This is a genomic window from Candidatus Methylomirabilota bacterium (genome assembly GCA_035709005.1).
Classification (GTDB): Bacteria; Methylomirabilota; Methylomirabilia; order Rokubacteriales; family CSP1-6; genus 40CM-4-69-5.
The window spans coordinates 20,366-35,497 of sequence record DASTFB010000134.1 but is presented as its reverse complement, the minus strand read 5'-3'; the positions used below and the strand labels follow the sequence as shown (position 1 = coordinate 35,497).

Genomic DNA, 15,132 nt, shown 5'->3' with positions numbered 1-15,132 from the left:
CCATGCCCTGGTCGGCGGGCTGGGCGTTCCCACGGTGAGCGGATTGCGCGCGGTGCCGGCGATGGGGCTTGTCGGCGGGGTCGTCGGCTGGGTGCTCGGCGTCCTGTTGCGCGCGGGACCGATGTTCGTCGCCGACTGGCGCATCCCGCTCGCGCTCGTGCGGGCCGTCCCGCTGCTCCTCGCCGGCGCCGCCGGGCTCGTCGCGGCGGGGGAGATGGCGCCGCCGGCGTGGGGACAGACCGTGGCCCGAACCGGGGATCTCATCGCGCTGGGCACGATCGTCGCCGTCATGGCCACGGGCCGGACGTTTCGTCGCCCGGGGCCCTCGCTGCCGATGCTGTCGCGGGGCCCGGCCGAGGCCCGGCTGTTCCGACTCGCGGCCGGCTCTGCGGTGGCAGGGCTCGCGGGCGCGGCGTTGGGCCTGGCGCTCACCGCGGGCGGCCAGCCGGATCACCTGATGGCCGACGCCGTGCGCCACCTCCTGACGGTCGGCGTGCTGACGGCCATCGTCGTCGCCATGACCTACCGCCTCATCCCGGTCCTGGAGGGCCGGCCGCTGCCGTGGCCCGCGGCCCGCACGCTCACGTTCTGGCTACTGCTGGGGGCCGTCATCCTGCGCAGCGCCGAGGTGCTCGTCCGCCTCGGATGGACGGCGGTGGCTCCGGCCGTCGCGCTGTCGGGCCCGCTGGTCTGGCTGGCGATCGCCGCTGTCGCCGCCAACCTGGTCGCCGCGCTCGTCAGCGCGCCTCGTCAAGACGATACGCCGCGTGGCAGGCCACGCACAGCGACGTGACCTCGGCCAGGCTGGCCACGATGGCCTCGCGGGCGGCGCCGGCGCGCAGCTCCTCGGCGACGCGGTCGAAGCCCCGGTGGGTTTGCATCCCCAGGCTCAGGAACTGCGGCGGCAGGGCGCGCTTGACCTCCGGCTCGACGTCGGCCGCCGTGGCGAGGCCCGATGCCCGGGCGGCCTTCTCGCCGGCGGCGAGGTCACCGGTGGCGAGCGCGCGCAGGACGCCGTTGACGGACTCCAGCATGGCCCGCATCTCGGCGAGCACGCGCTCCCGCGCGGCCGGCGGCACCACGATCCGCTGCCGTCGATCGACCGGCTGGGCCTCCGGTGTCGCCAGCGGCACCGCGACGACCGCCCCCACCAGCGCGACGAGGATGAAGCGCCGAAGCATCATGGATGTTCCTCCAGGCCCAGAGAATTGATCCGCCAGGCTTATTGTGCCCGCATCGCGACCGCGGTTCACTGATGGCGAAAGTCGAAGGCATGAGACGGGAGGTGAGAATGACTCCACCCGATAGGGCAGGCGGCGGCCCCGCGTGATGCCGGAGGTCGCCGCGAACACGCTGCTGCAGACCTAGGGTCCCGGCGGACGCCGGGACGCGCAGGGCCCAACGCCCTGCGCTGAGAGGCCCGGCCGGCGGATGGCTCCCGCCCCGGGCCTCATCGTCTCCTCGAGGGAGGACACATGAACAGCGCGCTGGTCCTGGCGAGTCTCCTGCTCCTGGCCGTGTGTTATGTCATGGTTCCCGTGGGTCTCGCTGCCCGCCAGCATTTCCGGCGTCACAAGCTCGTGCGGTGTCCGCAGCTCGGCCTGAGCGCCGGCGTGCTGATCCGGCGCGCCGGTCTGGCCGAGGCGCTCGGGTGCCGCTCGCTCCGGCGAGTGACCGAGTGCACCTTCTGGCCCCGCCACCAGGCGTGCGGTCAGCGCTGCCTGGACGCGCCTGACAAGCAGATTCGCGACTTCCGCATGCCCGCGCTTCCTTGACGGCTGCTGACCGTCCCGTTCAAGGGGGTCGGCAGCGCGCGGCTTACGTCCAGGTCTGGCCCTGAGGGCGGGGCTCGCCGACGCTTGCGGGGACAGGCTCCGAAGTGGCCACCAGGATGCGGTTCAGGCCGGCCTGCTTGCTGCGGTCCAGCGCACGACCGGCGGCGCGCAGGACCTCGTGGGGATCGTCGCGGCGCGTCTGAGGCTGGGCGACGCCGCCGCTGATCGTCACCGCCACCGTCCAGTCGACGGCGCCGGCGCGCGCGGGGCGCGTGCCCGGGCGCGGGCGCTCCGGCACCCGCACGTCGATGGTCGCGACCTCGATGGCGCCCCGGACGACCTCGAGGTGACGGGCAGCCGCTTTGGCTGACGTGCGCCGGAAGACGATGGCGAACGTGCTGCCCTCACAGTAGAAGACACGCCCCCCGCCCCCCACACGCCTGAGCGCGTCGGCGATGCGCCGTAGCACGCGGCGAGCCGCATCGGGGCCGTGCTCGGCGCGAAAGTTCCTGAACTCGTCGATCTCCACGCAGGCCAGCGCGTACCGTCCGGGCAGCAGGGAGCGCCGGCGCAGCCGCCGGAGCGTTTCGTTGAGGGCCAGCCGTCCGGGAAGACCCGTGGCGTCGTCGACGAAGGTGAAGAACGACCGGTCGATCGACGTGCCGACGACGAGGAGCAGCCCGGCGATGACGAAGTAGATGTTGGCGGGTCGCCCGGCCCCGGCGCCCTCCAGGGCGAGGAACGAGGCGATGAGCGCCCAGGCGACGGCGGCCGGGAACGAGCGACGGGACAGCCCGAGCCTCACCAGGACCCCGCCCAGGCCGACGAGGAACGCCACGAGCACGATGTGCGGCAGCGCGGTCCAGCGGGCCAGGTCTACCGGCACCAGCGGCTCTTCGAGCGACCGGGCGAGAGTGGCCAGCTCGGGATGCCTCAGGGTCGCCACGATGCCGCCCTGGGCCAGGATCGCAGCCAGCCGCAAGCCACCCTGGGCTGTGACGATCGCCGCCTCGCGGAGCCAGACGATGACCGCCAGGTTCAGGGGGAGGAGCAGCCCGACCGCGTTGAACACGGGGCGACTGCCCAGATGGGCGAGCGCGAGATCGGCGAGGACGAGCGTGACGATGCCCAGGACGAGTCGACCGCGGCGTAGCAAGATGCCGACGGACGCGGCGCCCCCGAACACCGCCAGCGGCGCCACTTCCACGGCCTCGGCGAGCCAGTCGGGCAGCGTGCCTGATATGGCGAGCCCGGCGGCGATCGAGAAGAGCAAGGCAGGAACGACGAGCGAAACAGCCTGTGTCACGGTAGCCAGCGCCCCCTGGGGCCAACCGGTTCGTGCGCCCCGGGGGCAGGGGAAGCAATGCCAATACCAAGCACGGAATCAACGGGTTAGGTGTCCTTTCGCTGCCGTGATGGCACATTCGGCCTGGCTCTCCGCGCCAGCCTGACGCAGCAGCGTCTTGCGATGGACGCCGCCCCGTGACTACGCTGTGCCGACCGTCACGGTCAGGATGACGATGAGCATGCGAGGCGATGCGATCGGGGTCGTGGGCGACTTCGATCCCGGTGAGCTCACGCACCAGGCCACGAACCAGGCGCTCACGCACGCCGGGCTCCATTTCGAATGGGTGCCGACGGGGCAAGCGCGGCCGCCCGAGCCGGCCGCGCGTCTGGCCGGCTACGCGGGGCTCGTCATCGCCCCGGCCAGCCCCTATCGCAGCATGGAGGGCGCGCTCGCCGCGATCCGGTTTGCGCGCGAGCGGGGGGTGCCGCTGGTCGCGACCTGAGGCGGATTCCAGCACGCGATCGTCGAGTTCGCGCGCAACGTTCTCGGGCTCGAGAACGCCGATCACGCCGAGTCCAATCCTCACGGTAACCGTCTGGTAATCACGCCGCTGGCCTGCTCCCTGGTGGGCAAGGCGGAGCGGGTCACGATCGTCCCCAGCACCCGGGCGGCCGCCATCTGGGGATCGGCGACGGCCCTCGAGGATTTTCGCTGCAACTACGGCGTCGATCGCGCCGTTCATCCGGCGTTGACGGAGGCCGGCCTCACGCTCTCGGGCTTCGGCGATGACGGCGAGCTCCGCATCGTCGAGCTGCCCGATCATCCCTTCTTTCTGGCCACGCTGTTCCTGCCCCAGTTGCGGTCGACCCCGGCCCGGCCCCATCCACTGATCGTTGCCTTCGGGCGTGCCGCGGCGCGCTGACGTCCGCGGCAATCCTGTCCCCTGCTGCTTCTTGCTATCATGACGCGATGAGCGCGTTGTGCTCCCGCCGGGCGGCGCTCAGCCCGTGGAGCGCGGCACTCCTCGTCGTGGCGATGTTGCTGGCGCTCGGCTGCGCCGGCCACGGCCGGCTGGAGCTGGTTGCCGGCGACCCGTCGGGAGAGCACCTCGCCGGGCTGGTGGATTCCGAGCCGGCACGGCGCCTGCTCGTGGATCTTCTGGCGCAGCGATCGCCCCGTCCGCACCTGGCCGCCCTGGCGCCGGGCCTGCTCAGCACGGACCTCGTCAGTCATCTGAGCTCCAGCCCGAACCCGGAGCGCCGTCGGCTCCCCGACCGGGTGCAGCTCCGTGAGCTCGCGCAGCACGTGTCCGTCGACTTCGCCGCCCTCGCATTCGCCGGGGTCCTCGGCAACGACGAGACGAGCCGTGCCGTGCAGGCCGTCTTCGATCAGGCTCTGCGCGACGGCGCGGACTGCTCCGAAGAGATCCTCCGCCGGGCAGAAGGCTTTCCGTACACGGTGCTCTTCGCGCCGGCCTGGCTCTACCGCAGCCACCCCGAGGTCGGAGCCGACTTCGCGCGTCAGCGCCGGTTGCTCGAGCGGCTGGGGATTCCGCACCAGCTCGTCCCGACCCCCGAGAGTGGTTCGGTCGAGAACAACGCCGCAGTCGTCGCCGCCGCCGTGCGGGACGCCGGTCGCGAGGGGCGCCCGCTGATCCTCGTGAGCACCAGCAAATCAGGGGCCGAAGTGGCTCTGGCTCTCTCCCGGCTCCTCACGCCGGAGGAAAGCGCCGGTGTGGCCGCCTGGCTCAACGCCGGGGGCGCCCTGGGTGGGTCACCGCTCGCCGACATCGCCCTGCGACCGCCGGCGTCCTGGCTGACACGTACGGTTCTCTGGTTCACCGGCTGGAACCTGGCCGGCCTGACGTCGATCACGACGGGACCCAGCCGCGAACGCCTGGACGGCGCCCGGCTCCCTGACTCCATCGCCGTCGTCAACCTCGTGGCCGTGCCCGTGTCCGGCACCGTTGGTCGCCGGCTCTGGGGCAGCTACAACATCATGCGCCGTCACGGTCCTAACGACGGCGTGGTGCTGCTGGCGGACGCCGTCTGGCCAGGGGGAGCCAATCTCGTCGCCCTCGGCTCCGACCATCTGCTCACGGCGATGCAGGACGACGCGCCCGGCCTCGCCTTGCTGCGAGCGCTGGACGCTGCCGCCCGGCATCACCGCGCCCCCTCCCTGTCGGCGAGCGTCGCGGCTACTCTCCAGCGGCTCGGCCCGAGCGACGTCGCGGCGCGCGTCGATTCCGCGTGCCGCCGGCCGGGACCCTGATCTTCGCCGCGTCGGGCTCCCGCTACCTGCCGGGCTGCAGAACGTCGCCGCAGCCGCGGTAGACGGCGCCGTCCAGACCCACCTCGACGGTGGACGCGTAACGATCGCCGCTCATCGTGTCGACACACGGCGTCGGGCGGATGCGCACGCTCAGCCGGTGGGCGTCGGTAACGGCGGCGTACATCGCCTCTTCAGGTGTCGATCCGCGCTGGCGAGGGGGACGGGGCGTGGCCACACGCTCGGCGCCGTACGCGCCGATGAATACCATGCGGTCGGCGAGGAGCTCCCAGATCCACCGGTTTTCCCGGCATCTGGAAACCCGGCCGTGCAGGTCGACGATCGCCTGGCGACCCTTGCTGGGCCTCGTTTTCGTGGGACCGGCCCGGCCCGTGGAGGCCCAGAGCGTCGGGCAGGTCTTCCGCAAGGTCAGCCCCGCGGTCGTCGTCATCCACGCAAGGGACGCTGACTCACCCCGATCGTCCGCGGATCGCTTCGAGCACCTCCGCGGGATGGGTGGCCGCGTCCCTGACGCGCGCCCAGTGCTTGCGGACCACGCCGTCCGGGCCGATCCACACCGTGGAGCGGATCACCCCCTTGGTTTTCTTGCCGTACATCACTTTGTCGCCGTAGGCGCCCCAGGCCTGCATCACCTTGCGCTCGGGATCGGACAGGAGACGGAAGGGCAGCTTGTACTTGCTCGCGAACTTCTCGTGCGATGCCGGCGAGTCGGCGGAGACCCCGAGGACGACGACGCCCGCACGCTGCAAGTCCTTCCAGAGGTCGCGGAATCCGCAGGCCTCCTTGGTGCAGCCGGGCGTGTCGTCTCGAGGATAGAAGTACACCACGACGTCCTGGCCCTTGAAGTCGCCGAGGCTCACGCGCTGGCCCGCGCCGTCCTCGAGGGTGAAGCTCGGCGCCTTGCCGCCTTCCTTGATGGCCGGCATGTACGCGGCTGGGCTCAGAGCTTCTGCAACAGGGCCTCGGCGCTGCTCACCTCGTACTTGCCCGGCTGCTCCACGTTGAGCGCTTTGACGACGCCGTCCTCCACGAGCATGGAGTAGCGCTGCGAGCGCACGCCCAGGCCGCGGGGGGTCAGATCCATGTCCAGGCCGAGGGCCCTGGTGTAGGTGGCGCTGCCGTCGGCCATCATCCGCACCTTGCCGCCGGCCTTCTGGTCCTTGCCCCAGGCCCCCATCACGAAGGCATCGTTCACGGCGATGCACCAGATCTCGTCCACGCCCTTGGTCTTGAGCGTGTCGGCGTTCTGCACGTAGCTGGGCAGGTGCTTGGCCGAGCACGTCGGCGTGAAGGCCCCGGGCACGGCCAGGATAGCGATGCGCTTGCCCTTGGCCTGCTCGCTCACCGAGAAGTTGTTGGGGCCGATGGTGCAGCCTGGCCGCTCCGTGTCGATCAGCTCCGTCAGGGTTCCATCGGGGAGTCGGTCGCCCACTTTGATCGCCATCGGATCCTCCTGTAGCAATGATTGGTCGGTCCGGCGTCGCTGCCGCTGCGAGTATACAGGACGCTGCGATCGTCGTGCGAGACGGTGCCTTGACTTACAAAACTGCGATCGATAGGATCACCGTAAGCCAATGGAGTCCGTCACCCTGTCGACCAAGTTTCAGCTCGTCTTGCCGCGGGGGGCGCGGGAGCGTCTTCGCCTCCGGCCCGGGATGCGGATCACGGTCCTCGACAAGGGGGGAGTCATTTTCCTGGTGCCGGAGCGCCCACTGCGGGCGTACCGCGGCATCGCCCGGGGAGTGAGCGTCAAGGGCCTGCGCGAGAAGAAGGACCGGCTCTGATCCTGGTCGACTCGAGCGGCTGGATCGAGTATCTGGCCGGCCGGCCCCGGGCGGACCGCTTCGCCAGGTACATCGAGGGGCGCGACTCGCTGCTGGTCTCCGTGATCGCGGTCTACGAGGTGTACAAGGTGATCCGTCGTGACCTGAGCGAAGAGCGGGCGGTGGAAGCCGTCTCGGTGCTCAGACGGGCGACCATCGCGCCGGTGGACGAGCCCCTCGCGCTGGAGGCCGCCGACCTGTCGCTCGCCCACGGTCTGGCCATGGCCGACTCGCTGGTGTACGCGACCGCCCGCCGTTTCGGCGCGACCCTCGTCACCGGCGACACCGATTTCACGGGACTCCCCGACACGGTCGTAGTCCGCTGACGGAGCAGCTCCGGCCGGAGGGCCACTTGCGCACCTTCGTCACCTCCGACGGCGCGAGGCTGGCCTACCGCCTCTGGCGGCCCGGACCGCCGCGCCGGATCGTCGTGCTGGTCCACGGCCTGGCCAGCAACCTCACCCGCTGGTCCGAGTTCGTGAGGACCACCCGGCTCCGCGAGACCTGGGACCTCCTGCGCCTCGACCTGCGCGGCTTCGGGGCCTCGTTGTACCGGGGCCCGGTCGGACTGACCGTGTGGTGCCGGGATCTCGAAGAGATCCTCACCGCGGAGCAGGCGCCGCCCGCCGTGGTCATCGGGCACTGTCTGGGCGCCAACGTCGCCCTGCACTTCGCGGCCCGCTCACCGGCGGCCACTCGGGGCCTCGTGCTCATCGAGCCGATGTTCCGCCAGGCGCTGACGGGCCTGTTGCGTGTCGCGGCGCGACTGCGGCCGGCCGCGGGGGCGCTGGCGGCGCTGGTGCGTGCCGGCAACCGGCTGGGGCTGTACCGGCGGCAGCTCCCCGCGCTCGACCTCGAGCAGCTCGATCGCGAGGCCCGCGTGGCCGTGGCCGCGGCCGGCCCCGAGGCATTCCCGGAGGCGCGCTTCAGCTCCGTGCGCGAGGATCTGAAGTACACCCCCACGGCGGTGTACCTGGCCGGCTTGCTCGCGGTGACGGCGCCGTTGCCCGATCTCCGCGCCATCGGCCCGCCTGGGCTGGCCCTGCTCTCGACCGGTGGAAAGTTCGGCGATCCTGCGCTCACGGCCCGGCTGCTGGCCCAGCTTCCCCGAGGGCAGGTGAGGATGCTCCAGGCGCGCCACTGGATCCCCACCGAGAGCCCGGTCGAGATGCGGCGGGCGATCGAGGACTGGTGCGACGGCCGGGCGGGGGGGTGCCGCGCTTGACAGGGCATGGCGAACCGCCGATGCTCCGGGCATGAACATCTTCAAGGCCCAGGCGGCCCGGAACCTCGACGAGGTGACGAAGGCGATCCCGGTCATCGACTTCGAGCCCGCGTTCTCGGGCCACTCCGGTGGACTGGAGGCGGCCGCAACGCAGCTGCGGCAGGCCTGCGAACGAATCGGCTTCTTCTACGTGGCCGGCCATGGCGTGCCCGCCACGGTCGTCGAGGCCGCCTTCCGTGCCAGCCGCGAGTTCCACGCCCTGCCTCTGGACGAGAAGATGCGGCTCACGCTCAACGAGAACAACATCGGCTATCTGCCGGTGAATCAGAGCATGCAACGCCACTCCACGGTGCACAAGGCCACGCGGCCGAACTACAACGAGAGCTTCTTCATCAGCCACGACCGGGGGCCGGACCACCCGGACGTCCGGGCCGGCACCCCGCTGCGAGGCCGCAACCAGTGGCCGCGGGGTCACGAGGGGATGCGGGCGGCGATGGTCCGGTACTTCAAGGCGCTGGAGGCGCTGGGGGAGCGGATGCTGCCGGCGCTCGCCCGGTCGCTCGACATGCCGGCCGATTACTTCGCTCCGTTCTTCGCCGACGAGGCGCACATCAATCTACGGTTCCTGCACTACCCGCCTCAGGAGACGGACGACGACGAGCGGTTCGGCCAGGGCCCCCATACCGACAACTCGTTCATCACCATCCTGGCCCGGGAAGGCGGGCCCGGGTTGGCCGTGCGGCTACCCGGCGGCGAGTGGCTGGCTCCGCCGGTGATCCCGGGGACGTTCCTCGTGAACCTGGGCAACGTCACCCGGCGGTGGTCGAATGACCGGTTCCTGTCCACACCTCACGGCGTGGTCAACGACTCGGGGACCGACCGCTACTCCGTCGCCTTCTTCTATAGCCCCAACCCGGCCTCGGTGATCGCGTGTCTGCCGACCTGCGTGAGCGCCGACAACCCGCCACGCTACGCGCCCGCGGTCTACCGGGATCTGGTGCTGGAGTTCTACAACGCCAACTACTTCCACCAGAGAGGCTACAGCGCCGCGCCGCTACCGGGTCGGGGCTGACGTCGGGGGCACCTTCACGGATCTCGTCCTGATGGACGAGACGACCGGCGCGTTCGTCGGCGCCAAGACACCGTCGCGGCCGGCTGAGCCCGAGCGGGCGATCCTCGAGGGCCTGCGTGAGTTGCTGGCGCGCGAGGGCGTGGCCCCGGGAGACGTCGCCTCGTTCGTGCACGGCAGCACGCTCGGCCTCAACACGCTCATCCAGCGCTCCGGCGCGCCGACGGGGCTGCTGGTGACCGAGGGCTTCCGGGACGTGCTGGAGATCCGCCGGCTGCGCCTGCCCGGCGCGCCCAGCTTCTATGCCGAGCGCCCGCGCCCGCTGGTGCCTCGTCGCCACGTGCGGGAGGTCAGGGAGCGCATCCTCACCAACGGACGGATCTACCGGCCGCTGGACGTCGAGCAGGCGGTGCAGGCCGCCGCCGAGCTGCGGGCAGCAGGCGTCGAGGCGCTGGCGATCTGCTTCCTGCACGCCTACCGCAACCCCGCGCACGAGGAGCAAGCCGCGGCGGCCGTCCGTCGCGCCTTCTCCGACCTCTACGTGTGTACGTCCTCGGAGGTCTGGCCCCAGCAGCGCGAGTACGAGCGGGCCCTGGTCACGGTGATGAACGCGCACATCGGCCCGCGCCTGCGCGACTACTTCGCCGGCCTGCAGCGCGAGCTCACCGCGCTGGGCCTGGTCTGCCCCCTGCTGAGCACGAAGTCCAACGGCGGCGTCACGACCGCCCGCCAGGCGGCCCGGGCGCCCATCGAGACCGTGCTGAGCGGCCCCGCCGCCGGCGTGATCGCGGCCGCCCACCTCGGCCGGCTCACCGGGCGGCGCAAGCTGATCGCGCTGGACATGGGCGGGACCAGCGCCGACATCTCGATCGTCGACGGTGCCGTGGGCTATTCCACCGAGAGCCATGTCGGGGATTTCCCGCTCATCGTTCCCGCCGTCGACGTGACCTCCATCGGCGCCGGCGGCGGCTCCATCGCCTGGGCCGACGGCGCCGGCGTACTGAAGGTCGGCCCGCACAGCGCGGGCGCCGACCCCGGCCCGGCCTGCTACGGGCGAGGCGGCAAGGAGGCCACTGTCACCGACGCCTACGTCCTCAGCGGACTCATCGATCCGGAGGGCTTCCTGGGCGGCCGGCTGCCCCTGTCGCGCGAGCTCGCCGAGCGCGCCCTCGCCGATCTCGGCCAGCGTCTGGGGCTCGGGCCGGCGCAGGTCGCGGCCGGCATCCTGCGCGTGGCCACGGCCAACATGTACGCCGAGTTCCTGCCCCTCATGGCCCAGCACGGCGTCGATCACCGGGAATTCGCTTTGCTCGCGTACGGCGGGGCCGGCCCCACGCACGCGTTCCTGCTCGCCCGGGAGGTCGGGATCGACACGGTCATCGTGCCGCCCAGTCCCGGGACGCTGTGCGCTCTGGGGTGCCTGGTCGCCGACCTGCGAGCCGATTACGTGAGGACTGTCTACGCCCATTTGGACGAGCCCTCCCTCGAGCGCCTGACCTCGGTGCTGGACGAGCTCGAGCGCGCGGCGGGAGCCTGGCTCGAGGAGGAGGGCGTGGCGGCGCGCGATCGTCAGCTCGTCCGGTCGGCCGACGCGCGCTACCAGGGCCAATCGTTCGAGCTCACGGTGACGCTCCGTCAGGGGGGCCGGGCCGGCCTGCAGGAGCTGCCGGAGCTGCTTCGGGCCCGCCACCACGCCGTCTACGGCTTCGCCGATGACAGCGGCGCGGTGGAGGTGATCAATCTCAGGGTGCAGGCGGTGGGGGCGGTGGCCCGGCCCGACCGGCTGGCGCCGCACGCCGACGGCGCCGAGGGCCGCCTGACGCCTCCGGATCGTCGGCGTGCCATCATGCTCGATGGCCGCGAGCTCACGGCCAGCGTTCACCGCCGCCGCGAGCTCACGCCCGGCGCGTCGCTGGCCGGCCCCGCGATCATCGTCCAGTACGACACGACGGTGGTCGTCCCGCCCGGCTTTCGCATCACGGTCGATTCCTGGCTCAACATCGTGGGGGAGAAGCGATGACGCCGGCGCTCGAGCCCGTCATGCTCGAGGTCTACAAGAACCTGTTCCAGGGGATCGTCGATGAAGCCGGCCAGATGATCATGCGCGCGGCCCACACGGTGTTCATCAAGGAGACGCAGGACTTCGTGGTCACGCTGGCCACCCCGGACGGTGAGGCCTTCGCGGCGTCGCGACGGCTGGGGATCTGGCTGGCCGTGGGCCTGCCCCTGCGCGCGGCGTTGCAGGCCTCGGGGCCACCGCGCGAGGGCGACGTCTACATCAGCAACGATCCGGAGGCCACCCGGGGCCTCGTCACGCATCTGCCCGATCACTTCGTGTGGCGGCCCGTGTTCCATCGCGGCGAGCTGGTGTGCTATGCGGTGGCCTTCGTCCACCTCACCGACGTGGGCGGGCTGGCCCCGGGCAGCGTGCAGCCCTCGGCCGGTGAGCAGCTGCAGGAAGGCCTGATCATTCCGCCCACCCGGCTGGTCGCCCAGGGCGAGCTCAACGAAGCGCTGCTGGCCCTCATGGCCGCCAACTCCCGCAGCCCCCGCCAGAACCGCGGCGACCTCTGCGCCCTGCTGAGCGCGGTCGACACGGCGGCCCGGCGCGTGCTCGACCTCATCGACAAGGAGGGGCTGGACAATGTCCGCGCGGGCATGGCCGGCGTGCTGGACTACGCCGAGCTGCAGGCCCGGCAGGTGTTCCGCACCATCCCGGACGGGACGTACGGCTTCGCCGACTACCTGGAGGGCGACGTGGTGCCCGGGGGCCGCCCGGTGCGGATCAAGCTCGAGCTGGTCGCGCGGGACGGCGCGCTGACGCTCGACTTCTCCCAGACCGATCCCCAGGTGCGGGCGGCCCTCAACATCCCGACCTACAGCCAGGATGGCCACTATCTGATCGTGATCGGCGTCGTGAACTTCCTGCGCTCGGTGAGTCCCGACATCACCTACAACTCCGGCCTCGTGCGACCCGTGCGGCTGGTGGCGTCGCCGGGCAGCCTGCTGAACCCCGAGCCCGGCGCTCCCTGCGGCGCCCGGCAGGCGACGTTCTTCCGCGTGGCCGAGGTGATCATGGGCGCCCTGGCCCAGGCCATTCCCGACCGGATTCCCGCGGCTGGCTGCGGGCAGGGCTCCATTCTCTTCGTGGCCGTGCCCGACTTCTCGACCGGCCGCTCGCGGGTCAGCATCGTGCAGCCCCTCGTCGGCGGCTCGGGCGGGCGGCCCGCGATGGACGGCACCGACGGCGTGGATTTCAACACCGGGTTCTACCGCAACATCCCGACCGAGGTTCTGGAGTCCGACATGCCGCTGATCGTCGAGCGCTACGGGCTACGCCCCGATTCCGGCGGCGCCGGCAGGTTCCGCGGAGGCCTGGGGCTCACGTACGTCTTGACGGTCCTGCCGCCGGAAGCGGTGCTCACCTCGCGGGGCATGGAGCGCTACGTCTTCCAGCCGTGGGGCCGGGAAGGTGGGCGGCCCGGCGCCAACGGCCGCACGACGCTGGTGGCCGGCGACGGCTCGTGTACTGAGCTCGGGAAGATCGACGTCCTACGCCTGCCGCCCCGCTCGACGCTGGCCGTCGAGACGGCGGGCGGCGGCGGCTTCGGCGATCCATTCGCCCGCGACCCGGCTTTAGTGTTGGCCGACGTGCTCGACGGCCTGGTCTCCCCGGAGCAGGCCCGCCAGCACTACGGTGTCGCCATCGTGGACGGGCACACCGACGAGGCGGCGACGCTCGAGCTGCGGCGAGCGGTCCGGCCTGCCTGCCAGCGGTTCGACTTCGGGCCGAGTCGGCTGGCCCATGACCGCGACTGGCCCGATGCGCTGCAGAGCGCGATCAACCGGTTGACGGAGGGCCTGGCGCCGTCGCCGCGACAGTTCGTGCGGGCGCGCTTGATCGAGGCGTGCGCGCGGAGCCGCGCCCGGGGGGAGTTGGTCGACGACGTCCGGCTGCGGGAGAGCTATCAGCGGGTGCTGGACGAGCTGGAAGTTCCCCTGCTCGAGAGCCTCTAGCGGTCCGAGCCGGGTGGCTAGTAGTACCGTCCAAGTCGCAGGAGCTTTGGGTCTTGACGGGTGTATCTGAACCCTGCACCACGGGCTCGATCCAGGGGACCCGGGCGAGCGCTACCAGGTCGTCGTCCATGTCGACGCCGCAGTCCTGGCGGACGCCGATGCGCCCGGCCAGTCCGTCCTCGAGTGCGGTGCACCCCTGGCGTGAGACACGGAGCGGTCCACGAAGAAGGCTTTCAGGTCGATCGGCAGCCCGACGGCTCCCTTCGGTTCCGGTGGCCGGACGGCCGGCTCCTTCCCGAAGTTCCACCGGCGGCCGCAGTGCCGACCGACCCGGCGCACGCGCTTCGCTCAGGCCACGCTGCGCAGGGGCTGAACATCCATCCAAGGACTTCTTACCCCGGCTGGCTGGGGGAGCGCCTGGATGTCGGCTGGGCGATCGACGTCCTGCATCCACGCGCTCTCGGAGAGTCTCCCGATTTCGGGGAGTCTCCGTCACCCCCTGAGTCCGCCGAGCAAGCCGACTAGGAGCTGAAGCGCGCGCGCCATCGCAGTCGCTACCGCTTGCGCAAGGTCATCGTGGAACCGGTGTTCGGGCGCCGGGGCCGGGGGGCTAGGCGAGGAGCCTGGCCGGGCGACCCCGCAACACCGCCTCGGCTTCGGCGACGATGTCTCGCACGACCCGGCCGGCGGGCCGGATGTCCTGGATGAGCCCCGCCACCTGTCCGGCGAACATGAGCGCCTCGTCGCGACGGCCCTCGCGCTTGGCGTCTTCGAAGACCTTGCCGACGGCACCACCCGTGGCCCGCAGCTCCTCCTCGCGCCCGTGCCACCGGTCGATCAGCGGATTGCGGATCGCGCGGCCGATCGCGCCGGGCCACTGCCGCTGCCGGGCGATGTCCCCGACCTCGGTGAAGATCGTCGCCGCGTCGTCGGCCTCCAGGATCGCCTTCTTGTAGTTGGCGTGGATCGGCGCTTCGTCGGTGGCCAGGAAGCGCGTGCCCATGAGCACGCCGTCGGCCCCCAGCATCATCGCCGCGGCGACGCCCCGCCCGTCCGCGATCCCGCCGGCGGCCAGTAACGGGACATCGGGGACCGCATCGGCGACCTGGGGCACCAGCGGCAGCGTGGCCGTGTGCCAGACGTGACCACCGCCTTCCATGCCCTGGGCCACGATGGCCTGGACGCCGGCGCCCGCCGCCTGCCGAGCCTCGTCGACCCGATGGACCTGATGGATCGTGATGATCCCGGCGGCCCGGGCCGTGGTGATCGCCGGGTCGCCCCAGGCGGTCGACAGGACGGGGGGTCGGGCCTCGAGGATGGCGCCGATCTGCTCGTCGGTGGCGAAGCAGAGGAGCAGGTTGAGCCCGAAGGGCCGCTCGGTCAGCTCGCGGATGCGGGCGGCGTCGCGGCGGATCTGCTCGGGCGACAGGAAGCTGCAGCCGTGGATGCCCAGCCCGCCGCCGTTCGAGACGGCGGCGGCAAGCTCCGGACTGGTGTGTCCGGCCATGCCGCCGCAGGCGATCGGGTGTTCGATGCCGAGCAGCCGGGTCACGCGGGTCTGCAACATGGGCGGGAATACTACGTCAGCACGTGGGCGCGACGTCAAGGGCCCTGGACCGCGCCGGGGCCGGTGCGATAGCATGGCC

17 protein-coding genes are annotated in these 15,132 nt (G+C 71.5%); 11 read left to right on the top strand and 6 right to left on the bottom strand.

Features of this window, described 5'->3' with window-relative positions:
* The coding region (locus tag VFR64_22935; GenBank protein HET9492591.1) for a hypothetical protein at positions 1 to 793 on the top strand (793 nt) is incomplete at its 5' end.
* On the opposite strand, the gene VFR64_22930 is transcribed toward VFR64_22935, so the two are convergent.
* On the bottom strand, positions 738 to 1,184 hold the full coding sequence (locus VFR64_22930) for a hypothetical protein (GenBank protein ID HET9492590.1): 447 nt from the start codon (positions 1,182 to 1,184) through the stop codon (positions 738 to 740). The genes VFR64_22935 and VFR64_22930 overlap by 56 nt on opposite strands.
* Positions 1,185 to 1,475: 291 nt before the next feature.
* Between VFR64_22930 and VFR64_22925 the strand changes: the two genes are divergently transcribed.
* A complete protein-coding gene (locus tag VFR64_22925) occupies positions 1,476 to 1,775 on the top strand; it encodes a hypothetical protein (protein HET9492589.1) in 300 nt (99 codons plus the stop codon).
* 43 nt (positions 1,776 to 1,818) lie between these two features.
* Here VFR64_22925 and VFR64_22920 read toward each other — a convergent pair whose 3' ends face one another.
* Entirely contained in the window at positions 1,819 to 3,081 is a 1,263-nt protein-coding gene (locus VFR64_22920; GenBank protein HET9492588.1) for a diguanylate cyclase, read from the bottom strand.
* A gap of 220 nt (positions 3,082 to 3,301) precedes the next feature.
* On the opposite strand from VFR64_22920, the gene VFR64_22915 reads away from it, so the two are divergent.
* The 3 genes from VFR64_22915 (at position 3,302) to VFR64_22905 (ending at position 5,334) form a co-directional block, all read left to right on the top strand.
* Positions 3,302 to 3,565: a hypothetical protein gene (locus VFR64_22915; GenBank protein ID HET9492587.1), complete on the top strand. Its 264-nt coding sequence runs from the start codon at positions 3,302 to 3,304 to the stop codon at positions 3,563 to 3,565.
* A gap of 123 nt (positions 3,566 to 3,688) precedes the next feature.
* Positions 3,689 to 3,985, top strand: coding sequence for a hypothetical protein (locus VFR64_22910; GenBank protein ID HET9492586.1), 297 nt, complete (start codon positions 3,689 to 3,691; stop codon positions 3,983 to 3,985).
* A gap of 47 nt (positions 3,986 to 4,032) precedes the next feature.
* Positions 4,033 to 5,334, top strand: a complete 1,302-nt coding sequence (locus VFR64_22905) for a hypothetical protein (GenBank protein HET9492585.1) — start codon at positions 4,033 to 4,035, stop codon at positions 5,332 to 5,334.
* A gap of 22 nt (positions 5,335 to 5,356) precedes the next feature.
* Here VFR64_22905 and VFR64_22900 read toward each other — a convergent pair whose 3' ends face one another.
* Genes VFR64_22900 through VFR64_22890 form a run of 3 tightly spaced genes read right to left on the bottom strand, consistent with a single transcriptional unit; the run spans position 5,357 to position 6,796 of the window.
* Positions 5,357 to 5,782 carry a hypothetical protein gene (locus VFR64_22900; protein ID HET9492584.1) on the bottom strand — a complete coding sequence of 142 codons (426 nt, stop codon included), beginning with the start codon at positions 5,780 to 5,782 and terminating at the stop codon, positions 5,357 to 5,359.
* A gap of 19 nt (positions 5,783 to 5,801) precedes the next feature.
* Positions 5,802 to 6,278 carry a peroxiredoxin gene (locus VFR64_22895; GenBank protein HET9492583.1) on the bottom strand — a complete coding sequence of 159 codons (477 nt, stop codon included), beginning with the start codon at positions 6,276 to 6,278 and terminating at the stop codon, positions 5,802 to 5,804.
* Positions 6,279 to 6,292: 14 nt separating this feature from the next.
* Positions 6,293 to 6,796 (bottom strand): peroxiredoxin, encoded by a 504-nt coding sequence (locus tag VFR64_22890; protein HET9492582.1) that lies wholly within the window; start codon positions 6,794 to 6,796, stop codon positions 6,293 to 6,295.
* A 130-nt stretch (positions 6,797 to 6,926) separates the two neighbouring features.
* Here VFR64_22890 and VFR64_22885 point away from each other — a divergent pair, with 130 nt between their 5' ends.
* Genes VFR64_22885 through VFR64_22860 form a run of 6 tightly spaced genes read left to right on the top strand, consistent with a single transcriptional unit; the run spans position 6,927 to position 13,486 of the window.
* On the top strand, positions 6,927 to 7,136 hold the full coding sequence (locus VFR64_22885; GenBank protein ID HET9492581.1) for an AbrB/MazE/SpoVT family DNA-binding domain-containing protein: 210 nt from the start codon (positions 6,927 to 6,929) through the stop codon (positions 7,134 to 7,136).
* Positions 7,133 to 7,501 (top strand): type II toxin-antitoxin system VapC family toxin, encoded by a 369-nt coding sequence (locus VFR64_22880; protein HET9492580.1) that lies wholly within the window; start codon positions 7,133 to 7,135, stop codon positions 7,499 to 7,501. The genes VFR64_22885 and VFR64_22880 overlap by 4 nt, the downstream gene beginning before the upstream one ends.
* Before the next feature lie 26 nt (positions 7,502 to 7,527).
* The gene (locus VFR64_22875; protein ID HET9492579.1) at positions 7,528 to 8,400 is read left to right on the top strand and encodes an alpha/beta hydrolase; all 873 of its coding nucleotides are present in this window, start codon (positions 7,528 to 7,530) and stop codon (positions 8,398 to 8,400) included.
* Between the two features lie 31 nt (positions 8,401 to 8,431).
* Complete coding sequence (locus tag VFR64_22870; protein ID HET9492578.1) at positions 8,432 to 9,472, top strand: 2-oxoglutarate and iron-dependent oxygenase domain-containing protein; 1,041 nt, start codon at positions 8,432 to 8,434, stop codon at positions 9,470 to 9,472.
* Positions 9,473 to 9,503: 31 nt separating this feature from the next.
* Entirely contained in the window at positions 9,504 to 11,489 is a 1,986-nt protein-coding gene (locus VFR64_22865) for a hydantoinase/oxoprolinase family protein (GenBank protein HET9492577.1), read from the top strand.
* On the top strand, positions 11,486 to 13,486 hold the full coding sequence (locus VFR64_22860) for a hydantoinase B/oxoprolinase family protein (protein ID HET9492576.1): 2,001 nt from the start codon (positions 11,486 to 11,488) through the stop codon (positions 13,484 to 13,486). Before VFR64_22865 ends, VFR64_22860 begins: the two co-directional genes overlap by 4 nt.
* 610 nt (positions 13,487 to 14,096) lie before the next feature.
* Here VFR64_22860 and VFR64_22855 read toward each other — a convergent pair.
* On the bottom strand, positions 14,097 to 15,053 hold the full coding sequence (locus tag VFR64_22855; GenBank protein HET9492575.1) for a nitronate monooxygenase: 957 nt from the start codon (positions 15,051 to 15,053) through the stop codon (positions 14,097 to 14,099).
* Between the last annotated feature and the right edge of the window lie 79 nt (positions 15,054 to 15,132).